Origin of the sequence: Paraburkholderia sp. J11-2, assembly GCF_905220185.1 — a bacterium.
Taxonomy (GTDB): domain Bacteria; phylum Pseudomonadota; class Gammaproteobacteria; order Burkholderiales; family Burkholderiaceae; genus Paraburkholderia.
Genome location: NZ_CAJMYY010000031.1, coordinates 19,297 through 41,108, shown reverse-complemented (window position 1 = coordinate 41,108; position 21,812 = coordinate 19,297). Strand labels below are relative to the sequence as shown.

The following is a 21,812-nucleotide window of genomic DNA, read 5'->3' as shown; positions in this document are numbered from 1 at the left end:
CGCACCGCTAGCAGCTCATCAACACATTGGTGCGAAGTCGACATGACACACGGGCATCGCAGATTGGCTCGCGCAAGCCATCGAGGGCACTCTCACCAGCAAAGAAGCGGTGCGCGGAATACGCTTCCGGTGACCCCTGCGCAAGGTGACGAAATACCCCCGATGCCCATGCGCTTCCGTTCGTCGAACACTGCTCGCACGGGCATAGTGCAAGTGAGATCGCACCGCCCGCGCGGCCAGACCATCGATTGCCATACAAGCGATCGCAGTACGAGCCTACTCCATCAATCTATCGGACAAAAATTTGCGGAGTAGCTTGAGCGGTATCTCCGCTCAGTCGGATTTCCTTGATTTTCTTCATGGTCGCTGCGTCGAATACGCTAATTGAATTGGCCGCTCCTGCTACATATACCTTGTTGCCAGACTTATTTAGCGTCAACACGTAGTAGGTGTGATCAAGCGGCGCTTCCCCCACAAGCTTCTCTGTCTTTGAATCGAATTTCGCGAGACGATTTCCGACAACATACACAATATCCGGATTTGTCGGAGAACGTACACCGCTGAAAAACACTTCCGTGACGGGGGCAAAGTCCTTCAGCGACGCCTTGCCGGTCGCAAGATCGACGTCAATGTAGCCATACATCGTCTCATTCGTCCCTGGAGCCTTCTTCTCATCTTTGAAGCGATCAGCAGTGTATATAGAATCGAACGAATGTTGTGGTAGTTGCTGCGGCCACACGTTCAATACGTCTGGTTGCCCATAAAGTGGTCTTTTCCAGTTCCGGACCGCAACAGCGACGTCGAGCTTCCCAGATTTCACGTCCATGCGGTAGATGTCGGCACCTGCAATATACAAAGAGCCGTCATCCGCTGCGAACATAACCCCGAGTTGGCGCGGTACCGGGAACGTTCGGATCGGCTTCGCATCCATGCCACCACTGGTCGAATACACCTGTAGACGCGGAGTCTGAACTTCATAGGTGTCGCGATTGAGCTTGGTCGGGTTGACGACGCTGTATACCTCTTTTCCGTCAGGGCTCACAGCTATGGAGAACATCGATTTGACGCGTTCACCGGGTCGGTCCGAGAGATCCGCATGGAACACGACCTTGCATGTATCAAGCTCGACGCCGTAGAGATCGCCGTATCGATTGTTCAGAACATATGCGTGTGACTTATCTGGACTAATCGTTACCGTCCCTGGATTAAACGCGTCTGGCATCGAGCACGTCTTAAAAATCTCATCGGTGAATGCGTCCACGACAGTCAGCGTATTCGGATAGCCAACAATTGCGAGGTACTCGTGCCCTCTTTGCAACGCGCTACTGGCCGCAGCTACACTCACCAACGAGCCAGTCGACAGAATTGCCGATAGCAGAGTGATACCAAAACACTTCTTAATTGACATATTTTTCCCCAGTGTGTGCGGCGTCGATTACTTACCCTTCGGAAACACGCTACCGAGCTTGCGCCAGTCGGCGCTGGCTACGGAGTCGGATTTGTTCCAGTTCGGGTAAGTTATCATCGTGTCCGGCACCTGCGCGGGCCACCAACACGGATCGGAGCAACCGTAAAGATCCGCCTCCATTGGCTGGCACAACGAAGCAATGCCACCGAATGCATCTGTCTCCCAGCCGGGGTCGGTTGTAGCAGTACACCCTGCAACAGACGTCATCGCGACGACTTCTTCGAGCCGGTCTTCCTGCGCGGCTTGCTCAAGTTGCTTTGCCTTGTTGTTGAGCGGCTTTAGATGTTTCATGTCAGTGCGCCTTCCGCGGAGTAATGTGGTTATCGATGAATGCCGGGTTGCCTGCGATGATGCGACTATAGACTTCGATGCCGAAATCGATCCAATCACGCATTAGCTCGCAGTAGTGATAGGTCGGGTGCGCTGGGTCGCCGTAGCGTGCATAGCTTTCGTGATAGCAGCCGCCCGAGCACAGGTTGCGGATCCGGCAACTATCGCAGCCTGTGCCGCTGCGGTCGAGGCGTTGCGACAGGAAGTCATTGAGTTGCTCCTGTGCGACACCATCGCGCACATTGCCGAACGTCGGCAATGTTGAGCCTGTGAAACGATGGCACAAGTTCAGATCGCCCTTGTGGTCCACTGCGAGCATCTTGAGCCCCGCGCCGCACGGAAGCGACTTCTTGTGCCCTTCGTGCAGATCCGTGATCAGTTGGTGCAAGTTCGAGAATCCGATGTTGCGGTTCTCGAGCGCCTCCGTCAGATAGCGCCGACCGAGCGCCTTCATATTCGCAAAGACGTCCGCGAGCTCGTTGGGTCCCAAATTGAACGTGTCGAGCTGACCCGAGGTGACGGGTGCAAAGCCGACTTCCGCGAAGCCGAGCTCGTTAAACAGGTGATCCCAGATCCCCTCGATATCCGTCACCCCGCTTGTTAACGTCACACGCGCGCCGACAGGGCGGCTGCGGTAGCGCTTCAGCAGCATTTCGACCTTGCGGCGCACGACGTCATACGTACCCGAACCACCAACAGTTCGGCGATTCAAATCATGGATCTTCCGCGGTCCATCAATGCTGATTGACAGACCGAAGCGATGAGAGTCGAGCCAATCAATGATCTCCTCGGTCAAAAGCGTGGCGTTGGTCGTCATTACGAAATCGACCTGCTTTCCGAGCGCTCGGAAACGAAGCTCGCAATATTCGACCACGTGCTCGATCAGCTTGCGGTTACTGAGTGGCTCGCCGCCGAAGAAAACAACTGTGTATCGCGGTTCATCCGGCGACTCTTTGAGCAACATCTCGACCGATGCCTTCGCAGTCTCGACATCCATTCGACGTCCGGCAGACGGCGTATCGAGATCCTCCTTGTAGCAGTACGTACAACTCAGATTGCAACCGGTGTTGACGTTGAGCACGACGGTATTGATCGCGGTGCGCTCGATGCGCTTGGTGGCAAACTCCGGTGTCAACGGGGAACCATCACTAACCACTTCAAGTGCCATCAGCTCGCTAAGCGTTTCGGATACGGCACCACGCGGGGATGCACCTAGCCGATCAAATAGTTCTTCAGCGGTGCAAGTATTAGCGCGCAATGAATCGATGATGGCCGCCGTGAGCTCGTCGGCAGCAAAGAGTGAGCTGCTCGGCACGTGGAACATCAGACGCTCGTCTTCGACACGTACTTCATGCACATTGCGCTCGACTACATTCAACAGCGCGCCCATGGGAATCTCCTAGCAATCTCTAAGTTTGGATCGGACCGAAGCCCTGGAGCATGCCGCCAGGGCCGCTGACGCGGCCCGACGGCAAAGAGACATCACAAATCACGGCAGCGGCGGATTGTTCCAGCGCTGAACTGAAACGATCATCTGCCCAGTGCCAGTGACAGTACGACTGCCGTCAGCGACCGATGCAATGACTTTCAGGTTGCCTGTATTGTTGTTGGACCTGCGGCGCTCAGGGTTCGGCCCAGCGTTTGCCGGTGTGAAAATGCCAGTCGCGCTCTGCATCACGCCTGCGTATTTGACGTCGTTATCGTTCTTCGCCTGGTCGTCGAACGGTGCAACTGACCATAGCGCCGGCATATAGCCGATCCGGAACGGCTTGCCGGCCGAATCCACGCCCCAAGCCTCCGCATCAAATCGCCCTTGCACCTTCGGCATTGGACCGCCGTTGCCTCCGATCCGAGCAACTGCGTAGTCGGGCAAAACTTTGACTTCTTTGATCTCACGATAAACTGCGAATCCATCGGAATGTGCCGTACCGACTGAGACCTGTCGCGGTCCCGCGACGCTATCGCTGCTGGATTTGACTCGCACTCGCAGATACTCAGGCGTGCGCTCGAGCACAGATGTAACCGTTACACCTGAGCCAAAAGCCGGAGTTCCCTCAAGATTCGGACCGACAATTGTCACCGTCGCCTCACCGCCAGCCTTCACATAAGCTGGTTGAACGGCGAGGACACGCGCGTTGCCCTGCTTTGCCGCGCTAAAATCCATGCCTCGCTCGTCGTGCTCGTCTTCATACATGCGGCCGCTCAATTCGCCATTCCCGGCCATGAGTACCTGGTGCATCGGCACGCCCGCAACATTAACGTTCGCGCGCCATTCGTAGCCAGTGTAAAGGGTAGCGGTTCCAGTACCGACTAACGGACTGCCGTCTGCAAAGCGCCCCTTCAATTCCACCTTGAAGCTATCCTTGTCGCCGCCCGTCACGGTCATCAAGCCAAATGCATCGCCTTTCCCAGGCATGTGCCCACTGAAGCTCCACGTGCCGGCAAGCGCAGTCGCCGGCGGCTGGCTTTTCTTCCAGTCGTCCCACGCTTTGCTGTCGTATGGAAAGTTCTTCGCGAGGTACGGCGCGATGTCCGTCAGCGCGATATTGAACCAGTCGCGATCGCGCCCGAGCGAAGAATATTCAATCGACGGGAATTGCCCAACGTGGAAGTTCACGAGCCGCTCCCACTCCTGTACGGGACGGCGCTGCAGCAATGGTCGTGCGGCCGAGTGACAACGCGCGCACATCTGCTTGAACTCATCCGAACCGGCGGTCTCCTGGGTGTTCAGGCGTTGCTCGGGTGCATACCGGAGATCTTTTGTTTCCGATGGCGCAAGCCCTTGCGTATCCGACAAATACTTAACGAGAATTCGCCGCTCTTCGTCGCTAATAGTTAGGCCGTGCATCGTCTGCATTCGCCCGATTGTCAGCAACCAACCCTCCGGGGTCTTGCGCTGATGGCTGATACGACTCCACGAGTCCTTTGATTCTGCGGCGTGACACGCCGCACAGGTCTGACTCAGAATCGCTCGCGCGTCGCGGGGCGGTTGCGCTTGGGCATGAGCCACACCCGCAACCAGCGCGACCGGCATGGCCGCCGCCATGATGCCCATCAACCTGCTGCGTCGAATGAACGTTTTTAACAAAGCGCTGCTCCTTTGAGAGGGGTCTTAATTCGCCGAGGATCGAGGGGAACTGGCGTGGGACCATCGCAATAAGCAGGTTCCATGCCAACTGGAGAGAGCCCCGCGCGCATTCAAAAATCGCGCTAAAACGCGGGCCTGCGCCTCAAATATTCCGGGGAAATCCCTATTCAATTTTTTGCTTGAAACCGCATCAACGCCGCATCCCTGAGAGCTGACACGGGCTCTTGTTCTCGCGTCCCATTCCCGTCCCGCGAGAATTCCCAATATGGGACTGAGGGTCGACCTTGAGCGTCAACGACATTGCCTGATAATGCGTCGGAAGGCTCGCAGGCAAAAGGATGGGAAACCTCGCAGAACTCAAAGGGACAAAAAGCCTTGAGCTGGCATGCGATGTGCTTATGTATTGACGGACCATGCGCGCTCTGCTCGTACGGTCTATACGCCGCGGGTACCCTCCTGGCTGCTCTGCCGGTGGCTTCTGCAGGCGTTTAACCGATGTGCGGGCGGCGCGTCTCGCACGCATGTCGTGCGCTTGGTCAAGCGGCGCCACTGAGAGTGGCTCAAGTGTCCGATCCTGCATCGGGTGGGGTTGGTGGTCGGGCGAAGATCGTCGGAACGGCCTATGCAATTCCCACCGATCGGACAGACAGCGCGACCTGATTCATTCATCAATACTTTGAGACTAGCAATCCCCATGAAGCATCAACTGAATCGCTCCCGACGCAGCTTTGTCATCGCAGTTGCCGGCACTGTATCGGCACTAGCCCTTGCCCGCACTGCGCAGGCAGAGGCGCCGATGCTGGATGAGAACGACCCCGCTGCAAAGGGACTGGGATATCGCATTAACGCTGCGAACGTTGAAAAAGCAAAATACCCCCGATACGAGGCCGGGCAAGACTGCGGGAACTGCAGCTTCTATCAAGGAAAGCCCACAGACCCAGCAGCTGCTTGCCCCCTCTTCGCCGTCAAGCGAGTGTCTGGGAAAGGCTGGTGCAGCGCTTACAACAAACGTGCTTGATCATCCACGCGATGTTCCAGCGCGCCAGTCGCGATACCCAATAGGTTGATTCGGCTGCAACGCCGACAACCTCCGTACCCGGCGGGAGATTCTCCCGTCGACTCCTCGGCTGGTATCGAAAAAGATACTGAGAACCGCTGCGAAGCACTTATTTCAGAGCATGTTTCACTAGATGGATATACCTTGCGCCCTGAGCAAGTCTGACAAGACCGAAAGTCAGACGTCGCGCTTCGGCCGCGTAAATACAAGAGTTCACAGATCAGGTCAACGTCTGGGCCTGAATGACTTGTTCTTTGCTCTGGTCTATTCTTACCTAAATTCCTCCCAACACTTCGAATTGCGGCAACGCTCTTCGGCGCCAACGTAGCTAGGTCCATGTTGAGTTTCATTCTGCGCTTCGTGCAAACTGACGACCGGGCACAGTTAGCACGCTCATTAGCCTGGCTTTACAGCTTCGTGCGGCCACACCGGCTCGCGATAGCGGGGTTGCTAGCGCTATCCGCGTGCGCATCACTGCTGGCCATCGCGCAGCCGTGGCTAACCAAGGAGCTCATCGACCGCGGTCTGGTGAGCAGGAATACTTCCGCGCTCATTGGCTTTTCGCTCGCAATGGTTGGAGTCGGACTCGTCGGCACGCTACTAGGCGGATTTAATCGATACGTCTATACACGGTTATCCGGTCGCGTTCTTTTCTCGTTGCGCACCGCGGTCTATGCACACCTCCAGCGCCTGTCACCATCGTTCTATGCAGAGCGGCGGATCGGCGATTTGCTATCGCGCCTCGATGGCGACGTCGCCGAGATTCAGCGTTTTGCCCTTGACGGACTGTTTTCGGCGGTCTCCAACGTAATCGGTCTCGTCGGCACACTTACACTTCTGGTTACGCTGTCCTGGAAGCTTTCGCTGGTCGCGCTAGTCCTGATCCCTCTCGAAGTTGTGTGGCTTCGTATGATGCGACGAAAGGTTGAGGCAGGTGCGCGCACAGTGCGCGAGAGCGCCGCAGATGTATCGGCGTTCCTCGTCGAGACACTCCCCGCAATGAAGTTCATTCAATCCGCGGGGCAAGAGTCTCTGGAAGTACGCCGTCTCGACGAGCTTGGCGAGCACTACTTGGGGAAGCTGCTCAAGCTTCAGGTGACCGAATTTGTCACTCAGTCGGTTCCCGCAACGCTCACCTCGATCACCCGCGCCGGCGCGTTTGTTCTTGGCGGTTATTGGGTAATTCAGGGAACTTGGCAACTAGGCTCACTAATAGCGTTTTCGAGCTATCTAGGTATGGCCATTGGTCCTGTACGGAGCCTTCTGGGTCTGTACGTTGCCCTGCAGCGAATGACGGTAAGCCTCGGACGCGTCACCGAGTTGCAACACGCGCCCGTTTCCGTACAACAGGCAATCGTGACCCGCAGTATTCCCACGCGTGGCGACGTCGAATTCAACAATGTCTGGTTCGCGCACGATGCACGAGAGGGGCCGATTCTTCAAGGTGCCACCATGCGCGTCCCGCGCGGCGCCAAAGTTGCGTTGTCCGGCGTGTCGGGAAGTGGGAAATCGACACTGATTGATCTCCTCCAACGCTTCTATGATCCCCAGCAAGGCAGCATTCATTTCGACGGGGTCGACTTACGCCTCGTCAGCATTGACGCCTTGCGACGACGCATCGCCGTTGTAAGTCAGGATATCGTCCTCTTTCGTGGAAGCCTCGCAGATAACATACGCTATGCCTTTCCGATGGCGGGACACGAAGAGATCGTGCGCGCGGCGCGTGCGGCACAGCTTGACGAACTAATCAGTTCGCTACCGGGCGGACTCTACGCGCCAGTGGGTGAACGCGGTCAGCAGCTATCCGGCGGTCAGAAGCAACGGATTGCCATAGCCCGTGCACTTTTACAGGACCCAGCGGTCCTAGTGCTCGACGAAGCAACTTCCGCTGTCGACGAAATGACGGAACGGCAAATCATCGCGCAGATCGACGTACTTTTCGGTGACCGTACTCGAATCCTCATCAGTCATCGTGCATCGACGCTCGCTGGTGCAGACCTGCATTTCGAGCTATCCAACGGTCGCATCATGAGTCGTACTTCCCGGAGTCCAAGCAATGAGTGCTAGCGCACCCGGCTTCGCGAATAATGTTAGCGTCGGAGTCGTCGATAGTGGCTGCTCCGATGCTTTGGCACCGCAGGTTGATGCTGCACTGCGCTTCTGGTTCGAAACCGAGGATAGGCTGCGCTACGGCCCCGCGGAGCGGGATCGCATTGGACACGGCACCGCCATATGTGCTGCTATCGCCGCAGCCGCACCAAACGCACGTCTGCACATCGCGCAAGTCTTTCATTCGCGCAGTGTGACAAGCGCGCCGCAGATAGCTCATGCGATCCAGTGGCTCGTGGTTCAACGCGTGCGCATCATTAACCTGAGTCTCGGTGTGCGCACAGATCGGACAGCGCTGCGCGAAGCCTGTGCCAGCGCAATCGCTCAAGGGATCATCATATTTGCAGCCAGTCCGGCGAGAGGAAATCCCGTGTTTCCAGCCAGCTACCCCGAGGTCATAAGAGTCACCGGTGATGCGCGCTGCTCGCCATGTCAGTGGTCGTCGCTCGACAGCGAGCAGGCAGACTTCGGTGCAATCGTCTCGATCGAGGCGGCTGGATCGCCCGCCGGCGCCAGCATAGCGTGTGCTGCTCTTAGCGGACACGCCGCGCGGTGGCTCGGACAACATCGAGATGCGGATCGCGCCGATCTGCTCGCCTATCTCCGCGCGAATGCCTCGTTCATCGGCAGGGAGCGGAGAGCACTCTCATCATGACCGTACCGCGTATTGTCGTGCTCGGCGCCGGCCCGGCAGGGGCTACAGTCGCCATTGGACTAGCCCAGCTAGGCTACAGCGTGGCGGTCGTAGGAGAAAGACGTCGCTTCGATGCCGTTGAGGGCGTATCCGCTCGCGTGCTGCAAGGACTGCAACACGCCGGTCTTCGACGAGCGGCGGCATGTGCGCTACCGCCGTGTGGTCGCACGACATGCTGGAACGGCGAAGAGCGCGAACTGAATCACGAATATTTGATTGACCGACGCCGCTTTGACGATGCGTTGCGCGATGATATGACAGCGGCCGGAATCGAGATTCATGAGGCAACAGTCCGCGAAGTGCGTCAAGTCGGGGAGAGATATTCCATCTGCATCAACACACCGGCGGGTATCGAAACACTTGATGCAACATTTTTGGTGGAAGCACGCGGCCGTCGTGCACCAATTTCTCGAAACGCTTCGCGCGGCCCGCAATCACTAAGTCTGTTGAACATCTGGCAAGGCCGGCCTGGGAATCCGGCATCGGCAATTGAAAGCCTCCCGGATGGTTGGGCGTGGATGGCCAAACTACCGGACGGCCGCTGTTACTGGCAAGTCACCCTCGACATCGCGAGCACAACGCTCCCGGCGCGAGACGCGCTGGCAGCTTGGTGCACCTCCATGCGGGAGACCGATCTTGCCCGAAGATTTTTTGACAGACACGACAGCGAAGTGCGCGTATACGCCAGAAGTAGCAGCGCTGTCTTGAGCGACGAAACCGGCGGGGAAACATGGTTACGTGTCGGCGACGCGGCGATGGCTGTGGACCCTCTCTCTGGAAACGGCATCTTCCAATCGCTGTCGTCCGCCCTACAGGCGCCAGCCGTCATCAATACGCTGCTCGCTCATCCCGATCGCGCGGCACTCGCATTGCGGTTTCATCAGCGCCGTATTGCTGAGTTGTTCGGACGATTCGCACGAGTTGGACGAGATTTTTATGCGCTCGAGCAGCAGTGGCCAGACCGACAATTCTGGCGCACACGAAGCGTGTGGCCCGATAACCAGCCCGCTCACCATCCGCGTGACTTCAGCAAGCTAAAGATACAAAAGGCGCCGGTACTAGACGGCCACTTGATATCCGAAGCGGAAGTAGTCACCTGCCCCGACCAGCCTCTTGGCATTTGGCATCTGCATGGTGTTCCGCTTGCACCAATTGTCAATGCTCTTCGCTATAAAAGCGCTCATCAGGTCCTCTCGACACTCCCGTCGGAGGATGCTGTGCGAGTTCAGCAATGGCTCGAAAGTCAGGGATACCCTTCCAGCGGTCTAGCTTAGTTCTGCTATTTCTCGTCATCAATTGAGCGGATCTTAGTTTCGGTTCACTAGCCTCGCGCTAGCGGGCAGTCCAAACACCTCGCAGTCCTCGTCCCAAAGTGGGATTCCTGTCGCGATATGGGACGGGAATCACGCGCACTTATCCCACCTCCTGTGATTTCCGCACTCAAGGAACGACCGGCAGACGGCCTCCTTGGCTATGTCCGACGGTTCTCGGCACGTATGGCACGACATCTGCTTAGTACTAGACGCATCTCGAAGATGCCAGAGATGGTCCAACGGCCCCTGACTGCAACGCACCTCAACAATGACTATGATTAAGAGACATAAACCCCACGTCCTCTCCGCAGCACTCCTGATGTTCTCCATGCATGCACATGCGCAAAGTTCAGTCACCTTGTTCGGGATCCTCGACGAAGGCATCAACTACACGAACAATGTCGGCGGACATTCAGCGTGGCAAGTTGCCGGTGGCCTGTTGTCGACAACGCGTTGGGGCATCAAGGGCACCGAAGATCTGGGCGGTGGGCTGCACGCAGTCTTCGACCTCGAAAGTGGTTTTGCACTGGAAAACGGTCAGCTCCTGTACGGCGGCCGTCTGTTTGGCTTTCAGTCCTCCGTTGGCCTGCAATCTGACAGTCTCGGCACCCTGACTGCGGGCCGTCAGTTTGACACTGTTGCCGATACGATTGGGCCATTGACTGCCAATGGCAGCTGGGCTGGATTTCTGTTCTCGCATCCGCTGGACAACGACAACACGGACGCCACGTTCCATGTCAGCAACTCTGTCAAATACATAAGCCCGTCTTACGCTGGTCTCTCAGCAACTGCCATGTATGGGTTTGGGAATATGGCAGGCGCGTTCGCCCGAAACCGCATGTACGGCGTCGGGCTGAACTATTCGTACCAGTCACTTTCCGTTGCTGCTGTCTACGAAGACCTCTCCAGCCCAGGATCGACGCCTGGAGGCGCCATAGCTACCGATGATATTGGCTTCTCCGCAGCGAACCAAAAGATCTATGGTATCGGCGTGAACTACGGCATCGGGCAGGTCACGCTCGGTTCAGTTTATACACATGTCAATGTGGGCCAACCCGACTCATCAATATATGTTGGCAATCTTGGACTAGATAACGCACATCTCACGTTCGACAATATCGAAGTAAACGCAAGATACAGTCTCACACCGGCGTTCATCCTTGGCGGTATGTACACCTACACTCGTGGCGGATTGAGTCAGGGCGGTGCCAAGCAGACCCTTCATTGGAACCAGGTCGGCGCATTGGCTCAGTACTTACTTTCGAAGCGAACGTCGGTCTACAGCCAAGTCGTCTATCAAAATGTTTCGGGCGGCACAACCGGTACACCGCTAGACGTAGCATACATCCCTGGTTTGTCCGGTCCCTCGTCCAACGGGCATCAGGTTGTCGCTCGAATTGGCATAAATCACTCGTTCTAAGGCACCGAGTACGACGCGTCTTATGGAGACGACGGCGGCCGGAGGAGCACTTCTGGCCGTTCCACGGATGGAACGATAGTCTCACGACTAAGACAAGACGCTCGCCGGTCAATCAAAGCCAGAACCAGCACAGAGAGCGCTCACCGTTCCTGTTATGCCACAAGTCGCCCGCAGGTGAGAACGCCGGCCTACGACAGCGCCACAGTGAGCTTCGACCCTCCTATGAAACGTCTCGTTGTCGCCCTGGCTGTCTTGGCAATCACTGCATACCTGACCGAGCGGTTTCCGATCGTGACACCGGTTTTCTCGTCAGGCCTCTCTAACACGAAGCTCGAAGAACCGGACGAGTAAGTGCACCAATGTGATCGAGACACAGGTTCCATCCAGGCAACCCGACCTTGAAGGGCGGGTGTCCTGCGGAATTCAGGATGCGTTGGCCCATGTCGATGGGCTCACCTTTCACCGTTGCTGCGGCAAGAAATTAGCCCGCATCTCGAGCGACAGCACCTCCTCAAAAAAAGGTGAGGGCATGGGTTCGTCCACGGAACGTTCTGTCGAGGTAGATTTTTTTAGAGGTGTCGCTTTACTCGTTATTGCCCTCGATCACAACACGAGCGGCGTCCTTCGACATGTCACGTTGCATACCTACGCGTATTGCGACGCAGCTGAGGTTTTCGTCTTTCTGGGTGGTTATGCCTCGGCGGCTGCATACGTCGGTGTTGCCACACGCCGAGGCAAACTTGTTGCGCGTCGACGCTTCCTAAAGCGCGCCTGCGACATCTACCGCGCCTACCTGATCACGGCAGCACTGATGCTCGCTTGCAGCGCGGCTCTGAGATTCGTCAATGTGCCGTTAGCCGCAATCCATCAGACGTGGCCGATGTTTGCCGCACATCCGGTACGGACGTTGCTCGACTTCGCACTTTTTCGTCAGCAACCTTTCCTGTCTGCCGTGCTTCCAATGTACGTGCTGTTCGCGTTCGGCGTACCGTTCACAGTACCATTATTCCGGCGGTCACCCTCAGTTGCTCTTTTTGCCAGCCTCGCAGTTTGGCTCGCCGCCCCGTGGCTCGGTACCGGATTGCCCAGCTCGACCGGCGAAGGTTGGCCGTTCAATCCCTTCGCGTGGCAACTAATGTTCACTTTAGGCAAACTGTCCCGCCTACACCCCGTTTCTCAGGAATTCCACGCATCGTTTCGGGGCAGACAAGTGACGAAGATCGCGATTGGCGTTGCGCTAGTCATCGCGTTTATCAAGCTGTGCATAGATGCGCACGCTTCTCCCGGGTACATGAAGCAGAATCTCGCGAGCGTGCGGATTGTGAGCTTTCTGTCGATCGCGTGGCTCTGCGCGCAAGCGGTGCGACTCGGATGGATTCGCCTGCTCGCGGAAAGACTATGGCCTGTCGTTATAGTGGGGCGTCAGGGCCTAGCTTGTTTTGTCGGTGGCACCATTGTCTCAATATTTGCAGACGTCGGTCTTCAACTCGTCACTCGAACATTGCACTTGGCGACGGATTGGCCGATTCGGCTCGCTGGTGACTGCATAGAGATCGCGGCGCTGTTATTAATCGGTACCGTCGCGACTCGCATCGAACGATCTCGTGAATATCACTCCATCAAACAAAATGTCTTGGGTTTCATACATGCATCCGACGAACGATAGAAATCTGCGCTGCAGACATCGATTGAATCCGCGGACAAACCAATTATCGATGAAACCCTCGAAGCGAACAAAGTCTAGCGCTCACCACTACATATAGGATGGCAGTCGCGCACGTGGAACGTGCGCGAGACTATTTATCAGTGATCGCTAGCGAGCCGACATGAAATATTATTAATTGCGATCGCACCTAATCGAAACTACTTTTTTCACCCGCTATAAGTCTGTTAGTTCACGAGATAATAATGAGAGAGCACTGATGAAAAAGAAAATTGTGACAATCAAATTCAAACTGCTTCTTACGTTCGGCCTCTTGGCAGCGATACTAGCAATTTGTGCGGTTCTCGCGGCACTGGCGGCTCAGAAGCTTGATGCCGGCTCACAGTCGCCCCCCCAACTTTGGCTGGGCATTATAATCGCGGTCGCATCGACAGGAGCAGTGATTGCGGTGTACTTCTCGGTTCATCTCCATCGCGTGGTCTGCGGTGGCCTGCTACGCATGGCTCATAAATTTGAGGAAGTCGCGACAACGCTGGATTTGTCCAGACGTTCAGCTAGTCCACGAGCCGACGAATTCGGTCGCGCAGCGATTGCCTTCGACAAGCTAATGCGGCGGGTTGAAGAGGCGATGGCCGTTGTTCATGTCTCGTCGAATTCCGTATCTACGGCCGCTAAAGAAATAGCCTTCGGTAATCTCGATCTATCCGCACGTACTGAGCAACAAGCTGCTTCACTACAGGAAACTGCCGCGAGCATGCTTCAATTGACAGAGACGGTAAAACGTAACACAGACAGCGCACGAACAGCAAATGGCCTTGCATCAGACGCGCACGTCATGGCCGACGCGGCTGGTCAGGTTGTTAGAGTCATGCTGGACGCAATCGAACGTATCGATAGCACTTCAAAGAAGGTATCCGAAATCACGAGTGTTATCGAATCGATTGCATTTCAGACGAATATTCTTGCACTCAACGCGGCAGTGGAAGCAGCTCGCGCGGGCGAACAAGGCAGAGGATTTTCGGTTGTAGCAGCAGAAGTGCGCGTACTCGCCCAGCGGAGTACGCTGGCAGCAAGGGAGATCAACGAAGTGATCGCGTCCTCGGTCTCAACGGTCCATGAGAGTACGCGACACGCGCTGGAAGTAAGTTCGGCAATGGATAAGATGCAGTCGAATGCACGGCGTGTTGCAGGGATTGTTGATGAGATCGCCGTTGCCTCAGAAGAGCAAAGCCGTGGAATCGAGCAAATAAACACGGCGGTAGTTCAGATGGATCAAGTTACGCAGCAGAATGCAGCGCTGGTAGAGCAAGCAGCTACTGCTGCGCATTCTCTTGAGACGCATGCGATGAAATTGCAGGAAGCCGTTTCGGCGTTTACGCTGGCCGATACGGCGGTAGGCGACCACTGAAGTCACTTCATTGCTCGGTCGCCAATGTGCTCGCAACGACCAAGAATTGACTCCAACCGATTGGCCGTGGAACGTTCGATCTTCGGATTGCTCGATAAGTCAGGAAACCCGAACTCGCTTTCGTGGCCACCGAAGTTTCATAGCGAGACTATCGCTACGATGTCGAGAAAGATTTTTGTAAGCCCCTTGCGATCTTGGTGGGGGCAGCCAGTCGAATGATGGCTTATTTTTCTCTTTTCATTGCAGCCAAGTTCAGCCATGACTTTGCAGATACACACTTCAACGTGGAGGCGCATTCGCTCCTCGCAGCGCCCCACAATGCGCCGATGCAGAAGTCTGCCACGTCACCCACGCGTCAAAGCAGTCATGCCTCCGGAACTCCAGAATTGATCAGAAGCCACCATGATTCGACTATCGTTCTTCCATCTCACCAACCGCTCTGCGCCTTTCCCGATTCATACGAAGCCTCGGTTGCCGAGGATACTTTCTCCGCCTCAACATACGGTGATAGCGTGGACCGGTCACGCCATCCGCGGTCACTCATCCAACTCTTTGATCCGCCGATAAAGCGTAGATCGCCCAATTCCCAGCATCTTCGCAGCCTCGCCCACGTTTCCGTTGTGCTTTTCGAGCGCATTGCGAATCAACTGGGCTTCCTGCTCGCGAATCAAGCCAACAGGCCGAGCTGAATTCACACAGGTATCAGCGCCAACAAACCCAGCGCACATATGGTCCAACCCTAGCTCGGTCTCGCCATCACCCCGAACAGCCAATGCCGTGCGTAACACCATTTCGAGTTGGCGTATATTTCCCGGCCATGGATGTCGGCGAAAAACGTCCGCCAGCTCCTTGCTGATGCGCACCTCAGGGGCTCCAAGCTTCTTCAGAATCGTCACGACAAGCAGATCGATATCCGGCCTCTCACGCAACGCCGGAAGATTTATCGAGAAGCCTTTGATTCGGTAGTAGAGATCTTCCCGAAACGTCTTGTCGCGTATCAGTACACTCAGGTCGCGATGGGTCGCACAAATCACAGCCACGTCGATATCGTGTTCACTGCCAGCACCCAAGGGAGCGACTTTGCGCTCCTGCAGGACACGCAGAAGGCGCGCTTGCAAAGGGGCCGGCATATCTCCGATTTCATCCAGGAAGAGAGTACCGCCGTGCGCTTGCATCACGCGCCCAACGACTCCCCCTTTTCGAGCGCCGGTGAAAGCGCCCTCGCGATAGCCGAACAGTTCAGACTCGATCAATCCCTCGGGAATGGCTGCACAGTTCACTGCAATGAATGGCTTCCCGGAACGCGCGCTGGCATCGTGAAGGCCCTTCGCGATCACCTCCTTACCCGTGCCCGTCTCTCCTTGGAGCAAGACTGGCACGCCCTTGTTCAAACCCTGGCATGCCTGCTGCAATGCACGCAACAACTGGCGGTCTCCGCAGGCAAGTGCGCCCAAAGGGGAATGAGAATCGGCTACCGCCTCCGTTGCCTGTGCGGCACTGAGAATATTTCCCCCCACCGGATTCCGCGGCAACGCGAGAACCTTAAACCGGTATTCCTGCTGCAGGCCGGCGACCTTGAGTCCGTGAGCTTGTTCAAGAACAGTCATAAACGGCGCGCCACGCATTTGCAGCACATTACCGCACTGGAGGCCAACAACTTGCTCTCTCGTGAGATTCAACAGTTCACACGCCTGGAAACTTGCGCCAGCGACTATGCCTTCGTCCGTAATGGCCAGTAGCCCGGCCCAAATTGAATCAATATATTGTTCGTATGAATGTATGGCAACAAGAACATGCTCGGGAAACGTGGCAGCGAACAAGCGGCGTTCAATATGTCGCGCCACAGTATTCATCAGCATGAACATAGTGTCTTGTAGCGGCAGAGGTCCGTCGCGAGTGACGTCAAGCACTCCCAGAATCTTGCCGTACGGATCCGCAATGGGCATCGATCTGCAGGAAACACGGTTCAAACTGTCAAGGAAGTGCTCACCACTATTTACGAGTACAGACCGGCCTTCGACGAGCGCCATACCAAGAGCGTTGGTTCCACGCACGGACTCGCTCCAACATGCACCAGGGCGTATGTCCCGAATTCCAATGTGATCTTTGAACGGCGTTACATGACCGTCAATCTTCAGGATAGCCGCGTCGGCATCAGTCAAGATCACGATCTCTTGAGACGAGCAACGTTCAGCTAGAAATCGAAGTTCCGGAGTCGCCGCATCAAGTAACGCGCTGTTCACCTCGCGCATCTCTTCCTGGCTCTTTGCGTCCGGGAGGTTCAATAACGAACGGTCGTACCAACGGACACCTTGGTCGATGCTTCGACGCCAAGACGCTTCGATATCTTCCCGCAATACGCCCTCCGGCAACACCCCGTCCGAGCGCAACTGATCCCGCACCAAATTCGCAATTTGCAACTGGTACGCGACTGATGCCTCGACATGAGTGGTGCCGTGAACTCCTACCACGGCTCTAAGGAGCTGAGCAGCCAATTGAAATCCCACTATCGCTTATTGAACGAAATCTGTCATGATCGCCAGAGCCACACAACTAGGGCAACCCCCCCTTCAGCCTCAAGGACAAGCTTGCCGAATTCTTCTTAGTGACACGAACTTGTTCAATAATTCGGTGACTTCGGTTCACACCCGCGATGGCTCTTTAGAGAGCCGCCCTTCAACACAAACCTCACGGCCTACAAGGCAGTTCCCTGAACTCGACGTGCCCGCGAGACGACGCGCGGCCCTACGCCACCGTAGTGCCGCTTGAAGCACGCAAGCCTCTCCCCACTGCCCCCCAGAAAGCAAATATCGCCCGAAGGACTCCCCGGCAGGCTAGGTTGAAATTCCGTACCAAATGTTCCATAATAGCACACACGGCGTAGTGCCGCCGCAATTGAAGCAAGGGTAGTCAGTGACACAATCGCCGCAGCGAAAGCGAGTGCGATCATCTACAGCCAGATGCTTACGTGTTGTCTGACCTGCATTGCCGAGACCTACGCATACCTCGTGCGTGTGTTGTCCGAATTGCCACAACGCGCGCACCGGATGGCAATGTCACCGACTTGCTGCACCACTATTTCAGCAGGCACTCCAGGGCGTCATGCAACCCCGTATGAATTAGCGTATGTCGCGCCTACCGGACGCACATCTCGGCACGTTCGCGTAAGCGTCTTCGGTCGACTACAGTCGATCGCGACGTTGTGTGTTGCCCGGCAGCGCTCCCATATGCCCCGCTCCACAGCGTTTGGACTGACGGAAATGCGGCCACTCAAGCGCGTAGAACTGGTTCGCTTGTCAGGTGTTTGATCGCCGTGTTTAACCGACGTGCCTGCGCTTAACGATATCTGCGTCGCGTGGGTGTAGTCCCCACCTCAGTTATCAGGGCGTTGCTCGACCAGAATGCAAGGTGTCACTTCTTCTCCTTGTCGTGTCCCATCCGTAGTGCGAGCGGTGCCTCCATGCAGGAATAACCGAGGGATGCACAAAAGCGCTCAAAGCTCTGACAAACGGAAGAATCCAACCGCATCCAGGAGCGAGCGAGCCTGTGACGCGAGCGCATGCGTCGCGGCCGCCGATTGTTCAACCAATGCGGCATTCTGTTGCGTAACGTGGTCCATCTGGGAGACCGCCTGACTCATTTCCTGGATTCCGGTCAGTTGCTCAGCAGATGCAATCGAGATCTCCTCCGTGATCGTCGCGACGTCTCCAACCGACAGTACAATACTGCTTATGATCTGACCGGCATCTTCGACCAGCTTCGCCCCTTCTCTGACACGCGCGGAGGACTCTGAAATCAGCGCTTTGATTTCTCTCGCTGAACTCGCACTGCGTTGAGCCAAGGCGCGCACCTCTCCTGCCACCACTGCAAATCCTCTACCCTGTTCTCCGGCCCGCGCAGCCTCTACTGCAGCATTGAGGGCAAGGATATTCGTCTGGAACGCAATTCCCTCGATAACTTCAACGATGCTCTCGACAGTCTGCGAACTGCTAGAAATCCCACGCATTGTCGACGTCACTCGCTCGACGGCATCTCCTCCGCGTCTGGCCTCCTCCGCAGCTTTACGCGCGAGACTATTCGCACGTTCTGCACTATCTGAATTGCGGCCTACGGTGGCGGTGAACTCCTCCATTGCCCCAGCGGTCTGCTCCAGAGACGCAGCCTGCTCCTCTGTACGAGATGACAAGTCTGTATTTCCAGAGGCCAGCTGTGTTGCGGCCGTAGCGATGGCGTTCGTACCCACACGCACCTGTGCCACTATGCCCCCCAAACTCCTGCTCATGCCATCAAGCGAGCGAAGAAGTTGCCCAGTCTCGTCGAGCGATTGAGCGGTAACGTGCAAAGACAAATCACCCGATGCAACCGTGCTCGCCACGTCCACAGCCTGGATGATTGGGCGAGTGATTGTTCGTGTTAGCAGGAGTGAAAAGGCAGCTCCAAACACCAATGTAATTGCGCCGAGTGCCAACATGAAGTGAAGGGAGGAACGAATTTTGTCGACAACGGTCGCACTTCGAACATCTGCGTGTGCTTTTTCCAGTGCAACAAGCTGGTCAGTTGTCTCACTCAACGCGGTCAAGGCAGGGATTGTTCTATCCGTCGTAATTTTGACTGCGGCATCCTGATTATGCTGTTCAAGTGCGATGCTAACGCTCGAGAGCGCCGACATTAGTGTATCGCGACGCTCACGCAGAGTGGCAAGCAGTTCTCTTGCCCGATCAGATGTGTCAGATCTTTGAATCGTGTCGAGGAAAGTCGCGTTCTCCTTCTGATTCGTGTGAATCTTGTCCAGAAGAGCATTCACCGATGCATCGTCTCGGGCCAGAATTAGTTGCAGCGAGTATCGCGCGTTCATTTGCGTTCGCTTGTCTATAGCATGCGCCGCAGTTGCGCTGCGAAAGTCACTGTCAACCAGCAACTGCGTATCTCGGTCAATGCTGACGAGCTTGTACGCACCGACAACAACAATGACAACCAAAAGAAAGAGAACGACGAAAAAGCCAGCTCCGAGACGGGCTCCGATTCTCATATTGTTGATGATCGTTCTCAATGGCTTGCCTTTAATCGATTTTTATAGATGTCGTAATCGCGATTCAGCCGCACACAATCAGATCGAGTCGATGGGAAACTGCATAAATCTCCTCCCACGCGAGTTCTGCACTGGAAGCTTCCCTGCGCGCAAATTAACCTGGATGGAAGGGAAGAATAGCCCCGGTAAGGACAGGCTCTGGTCTCGCCTGTTGCGCATGTCTCTGAACGTCGCCAGATTGATTCCGTCGCGAACATGGATGTTTGCGTGCCTCTGGTGTCGAACATTGGTCATGCAAATCGGCTCGCGTCCGTCAGGAGGATAGTCGTGACACAAAAAGAGACGCGTTTCTTCCCCGAGTTTGAGGATCCGGCGAGCTGATTTGTACAGGTTCTCGGCGCTTCCTCCAGGAAAATCGCAACGAGCAGAGCCAACGTCTGGCATGAATATCGTGTCACCAACAAATGCCACAGATTCCCCGAATAGAAATGCCACATCAGCGGGAGTATGGCCCGGCACGTGCATCACCGTAACGACCAAAGGGCCGACGTTGAACTTCTCGCCACATTCGAAGAGATGGTCAAAGTCACTTCCGTTGGGCTCAAACTCGGACCCAAAATCGAATATTTCCCGGAATACTCGTTGCACTTCGACTATGCCCGAGCCAATGCCGATCTGACCGCCAAGTTCTTGTTTCAGATAGTCTGCGCCGGACAAGTGATCAGCATGTACGTGCGTCTCGAGATGCCATTGAACCAGCAGGTCGTGCTCTCTAATGTAACTTGCGATCTTGTCAGCAGCTTCCGTCGAGACTCTCAAAGCCCTCAGTTCAAAGCCGAGAACAGAATCCACAATTGCACATTCGCGGTAGCCCTTCGCGTTCACGACGTAACTGAATGTCGACGTCGCCGGGTCGAAGAACGGCTCAATTCTAACTTCCATCTTCTCTGACCCTCAGGCGAATGTCTGCTTTAGCCACAGCACAGCGACGCTGAGGACGAGCAAAGCGAACACCGACTGGACCCACTGCCATGGCAACCGATGCGTCGCTATACGGCCGCCCGCAAGTCCGACGACCATCGCCCCGGTAAAGACCCAGCCAACAGACGCAATGTGAGCGCCGCCTAATAGTGACCCGACTACGGTAAAGGAACTTACGAGCGCTACGACTGCCAGTGACGTCGCAGTAACACCAACCATCGGCAAATCGCTAAACTGCCGCAATGCCGGGACAATGACGAAGCCGCCCCCTACACCAAGCATGCCAGTGAACAGCCCAGCCGAGGCACCAATACTTGCCATCGACGCGGCACAGCCTGCTGTCCAATGAAATCGCCCGGTTTCAGGATTCACCCGACAGAGCAGATTTTTGCTGGACTGTTCGCGCTGGTTAGCGTTTCCTAGCACCTGAGCAATCATCCGGACCGCTACGAACAGCATCACTCCGCAAAATATGAACGTTAGCCATCGCTGTGGCATCTCGTGTGCTAAATGCGCTCCAATTGGCGCGCCGACTGCTCCCGCAAGGGACATTGCAATGGCCGCCCTATAGCGCACATGACCACGCCTTAAAGCCGTTACCGCGCCAATTGCGGCCGCAGATGAGACTGCAATCAGGGAGATTGGCGCTGCATCATGCAGCGTCAACCCTAGACCCAGCATCAGTGCCGGCACGGCCATAACGCCGCCAGCTCCAGTCAGTCCAAGGACGGCGCCGATTGCCAAGCCGTAGACGGCCCCGGTGAACATCATAGGTCCTTCCCTTTTACGGTCAGTAGGACTTGTACGGCAAGAATTTGCCGGAGAGCACCACACTTACGCGGTCACCTTTCGCATCCGCTTGGCGCTGGATGTCCATCGAAAAGTCGATTGCACTCATGATCCCGTCACCGAACTCTTCGTGGATCAACTCTTTGATGGTCGTGCCGTACACGTTCACCATTTCGTACCAGCGATAGATCAGCGGATCCGTCGGAACAGCCGTCGGCAGTGAACCTTTGTATGGAACAATCTGCAACCACGCGATGGCTTCATCGGACAACTCGAAGATTTCACCAACGATGGCGGCCTGCTCTTTGCTCAGCTGCATCTGACCGAGGCATGCGGCGGTAGTCCACTCCTTCGCCATGCCTACTTTTTCAGCGACATCTGCCCACTTGAGGCCCTTGCGAACCTTCGCCGAAACGATCATCTCGGTAACCTGCGTGCGACTCGAAATCATGTGACTATCCTT

General features: G+C 56.0%; 16 protein-coding genes. 7 read left to right on the top strand and 9 right to left on the bottom strand.

Annotated features, from left to right (window positions below):
• Positions 1–289: 289 nt before the first annotated feature.
• The 4 genes from peaD to peaA form a co-directional block, all read right to left on the bottom strand.
• A complete protein-coding gene (gene peaD / locus U5A57_RS33460) occupies positions 290–1,408 on the bottom strand; it encodes a quinohemoprotein amine dehydrogenase subunit beta (RefSeq protein WP_321915948.1) in 1,119 nt (372 codons plus the stop codon).
• A gap of 27 nt (positions 1,409–1,435) precedes the next feature.
• Positions 1,436–1,759 (bottom strand): quinohemoprotein amine dehydrogenase subunit gamma, encoded by a 324-nt coding sequence (qhpC, locus tag U5A57_RS33455; RefSeq protein ID WP_321889423.1) that lies wholly within the window; start codon positions 1,757–1,759, stop codon positions 1,436–1,438.
• 1 nt (position 1,760) lies between these two features.
• A complete protein-coding gene (peaB, locus tag U5A57_RS33450; protein ID WP_321915947.1) occupies positions 1,761–3,188 on the bottom strand; it encodes a quinohemoprotein amine dehydrogenase maturation protein in 1,428 nt (475 codons plus the stop codon).
• A gap of 99 nt (positions 3,189–3,287) precedes the next feature.
• Positions 3,288–4,886: a quinohemoprotein amine dehydrogenase subunit alpha gene (gene peaA, locus U5A57_RS33445; RefSeq protein WP_321915946.1), complete on the bottom strand. Its 1,599-nt coding sequence runs from the start codon at positions 4,884–4,886 to the stop codon at positions 3,288–3,290.
• A 706-nt stretch (positions 4,887–5,592) separates the two neighbouring features.
• Here peaA and U5A57_RS33440 point away from each other — a divergent pair.
• The 7 genes from U5A57_RS33440 (at position 5,593) to U5A57_RS33410 (ending at position 14,550) form a co-directional block, all read left to right on the top strand.
• The gene (locus U5A57_RS33440) at positions 5,593–5,904 is read left to right on the top strand and encodes a high-potential iron-sulfur protein (protein ID WP_321916002.1); all 312 of its coding nucleotides are present in this window, start codon (positions 5,593–5,595) and stop codon (positions 5,902–5,904) included.
• A gap of 375 nt (positions 5,905–6,279) precedes the next feature.
• Entirely contained in the window at positions 6,280–8,010 is a 1,731-nt protein-coding gene (locus tag U5A57_RS33435; RefSeq protein ID WP_321915945.1) for an ABC transporter ATP-binding protein, read from the top strand.
• Positions 8,000–8,707 (top strand): S8 family serine peptidase, encoded by a 708-nt coding sequence (locus tag U5A57_RS33430; RefSeq protein WP_321915944.1) that lies wholly within the window; start codon positions 8,000–8,002, stop codon positions 8,705–8,707. The genes U5A57_RS33435 and U5A57_RS33430 overlap by 11 nt, the downstream gene beginning before the upstream one ends.
• Positions 8,704–10,020, top strand: a complete 1,317-nt coding sequence (locus U5A57_RS33425) for an NAD(P)/FAD-dependent oxidoreductase (protein WP_321915943.1) — start codon at positions 8,704–8,706, stop codon at positions 10,018–10,020. The genes U5A57_RS33430 and U5A57_RS33425 overlap by 4 nt, the downstream gene beginning before the upstream one ends.
• Before the next feature lie 307 nt (positions 10,021–10,327).
• Positions 10,328–11,479, top strand: a complete 1,152-nt coding sequence (locus U5A57_RS33420) for a porin (RefSeq protein ID WP_415774086.1) — start codon at positions 10,328–10,330, stop codon at positions 11,477–11,479.
• Positions 11,480–11,840: 361 nt separating this feature from the next.
• A complete protein-coding gene (locus U5A57_RS33415; RefSeq protein ID WP_321915942.1) occupies positions 11,841–13,145 on the top strand; it encodes an OpgC domain-containing protein in 1,305 nt (434 codons plus the stop codon).
• A gap of 256 nt (positions 13,146–13,401) precedes the next feature.
• The gene (locus U5A57_RS33410) at positions 13,402–14,550 is read left to right on the top strand and encodes a methyl-accepting chemotaxis protein (RefSeq protein WP_321915941.1); all 1,149 of its coding nucleotides are present in this window, start codon (positions 13,402–13,404) and stop codon (positions 14,548–14,550) included.
• 536 nt (positions 14,551–15,086) lie between these two features.
• Here U5A57_RS33410 and U5A57_RS33405 read toward each other — a convergent pair.
• The 5 genes from U5A57_RS33405 to cynS form a co-directional block, all read right to left on the bottom strand.
• On the bottom strand, positions 15,087–17,045 hold the full coding sequence (locus U5A57_RS33405; protein ID WP_321915940.1) for a sigma-54-dependent Fis family transcriptional regulator: 1,959 nt from the start codon (positions 17,043–17,045) through the stop codon (positions 15,087–15,089).
• A 998-nt stretch (positions 17,046–18,043) separates the two neighbouring features.
• On the bottom strand, positions 18,044–19,600 hold the full coding sequence (locus tag U5A57_RS33400; protein ID WP_321890079.1) for a methyl-accepting chemotaxis protein: 1,557 nt from the start codon (positions 19,598–19,600) through the stop codon (positions 18,044–18,046).
• 57 nt (positions 19,601–19,657) lie between these two features.
• Positions 19,658–20,521 carry an MBL fold metallo-hydrolase gene (locus U5A57_RS33395; protein WP_321915939.1) on the bottom strand — a complete coding sequence of 288 codons (864 nt, stop codon included), beginning with the start codon at positions 20,519–20,521 and terminating at the stop codon, positions 19,658–19,660.
• Between the two features lie 12 nt (positions 20,522–20,533).
• Positions 20,534–21,331, bottom strand: coding sequence for a sulfite exporter TauE/SafE family protein (locus U5A57_RS33390; protein WP_321915938.1), 798 nt, complete (start codon positions 21,329–21,331; stop codon positions 20,534–20,536).
• A gap of 19 nt (positions 21,332–21,350) precedes the next feature.
• Complete coding sequence (gene cynS, locus U5A57_RS33385) at positions 21,351–21,800, bottom strand: cyanase (RefSeq protein ID WP_321890082.1); 450 nt, start codon at positions 21,798–21,800, stop codon at positions 21,351–21,353.
• Between the last annotated feature and the right edge of the window lie 12 nt (positions 21,801–21,812).

Excerpts from the sequence above, each read along its gene's own strand:
- peaD (WP_321915948.1), bottom strand. The coding sequence starts at position 1,408 with ATGTCAATTAAGAAGTGTTTTGGTATCACTCTGCTATCGGCAATTCTG.
- qhpC (WP_321889423.1), bottom strand. The coding sequence starts at position 1,759 with ATGAAACATCTAAAGCCGCTCAACAACAAGGCAAAGCAACTTGAGCAA.
- peaB (WP_321915947.1), bottom strand. The coding sequence starts at position 3,188 with ATGGGCGCGCTGTTGAATGTAGTCGAGCGCAATGTGCATGAAGTACGT.
- U5A57_RS33435 (WP_321915945.1), top strand. The coding sequence starts at position 6,280 with ATGTTGAGTTTCATTCTGCGCTTCGTGCAAACTGACGACCGGGCACAG.
- U5A57_RS33430 (WP_321915944.1), top strand. The coding sequence starts at position 8,000 with ATGAGTGCTAGCGCACCCGGCTTCGCGAATAATGTTAGCGTCGGAGTC.
- U5A57_RS33425 (WP_321915943.1), top strand. The coding sequence starts at position 8,704 with ATGACCGTACCGCGTATTGTCGTGCTCGGCGCCGGCCCGGCAGGGGCT.
- U5A57_RS33420 (WP_415774086.1), top strand. The coding sequence starts at position 10,328 with ATGACTATGATTAAGAGACATAAACCCCACGTCCTCTCCGCAGCACTC.
- U5A57_RS33410 (WP_321915941.1), top strand. The coding sequence starts at position 13,402 with ATGAAAAAGAAAATTGTGACAATCAAATTCAAACTGCTTCTTACGTTC.
- U5A57_RS33395 (WP_321915939.1), bottom strand. The coding sequence starts at position 20,521 with ATGGAAGTTAGAATTGAGCCGTTCTTCGACCCGGCGACGTCGACATTC.
- U5A57_RS33390 (WP_321915938.1), bottom strand. The coding sequence starts at position 21,331 with ATGATGTTCACCGGGGCCGTCTACGGCTTGGCAATCGGCGCCGTCCTT.
- cynS (WP_321890082.1), bottom strand. The coding sequence starts at position 21,800 with ATGATTTCGAGTCGCACGCAGGTTACCGAGATGATCGTTTCGGCGAAG.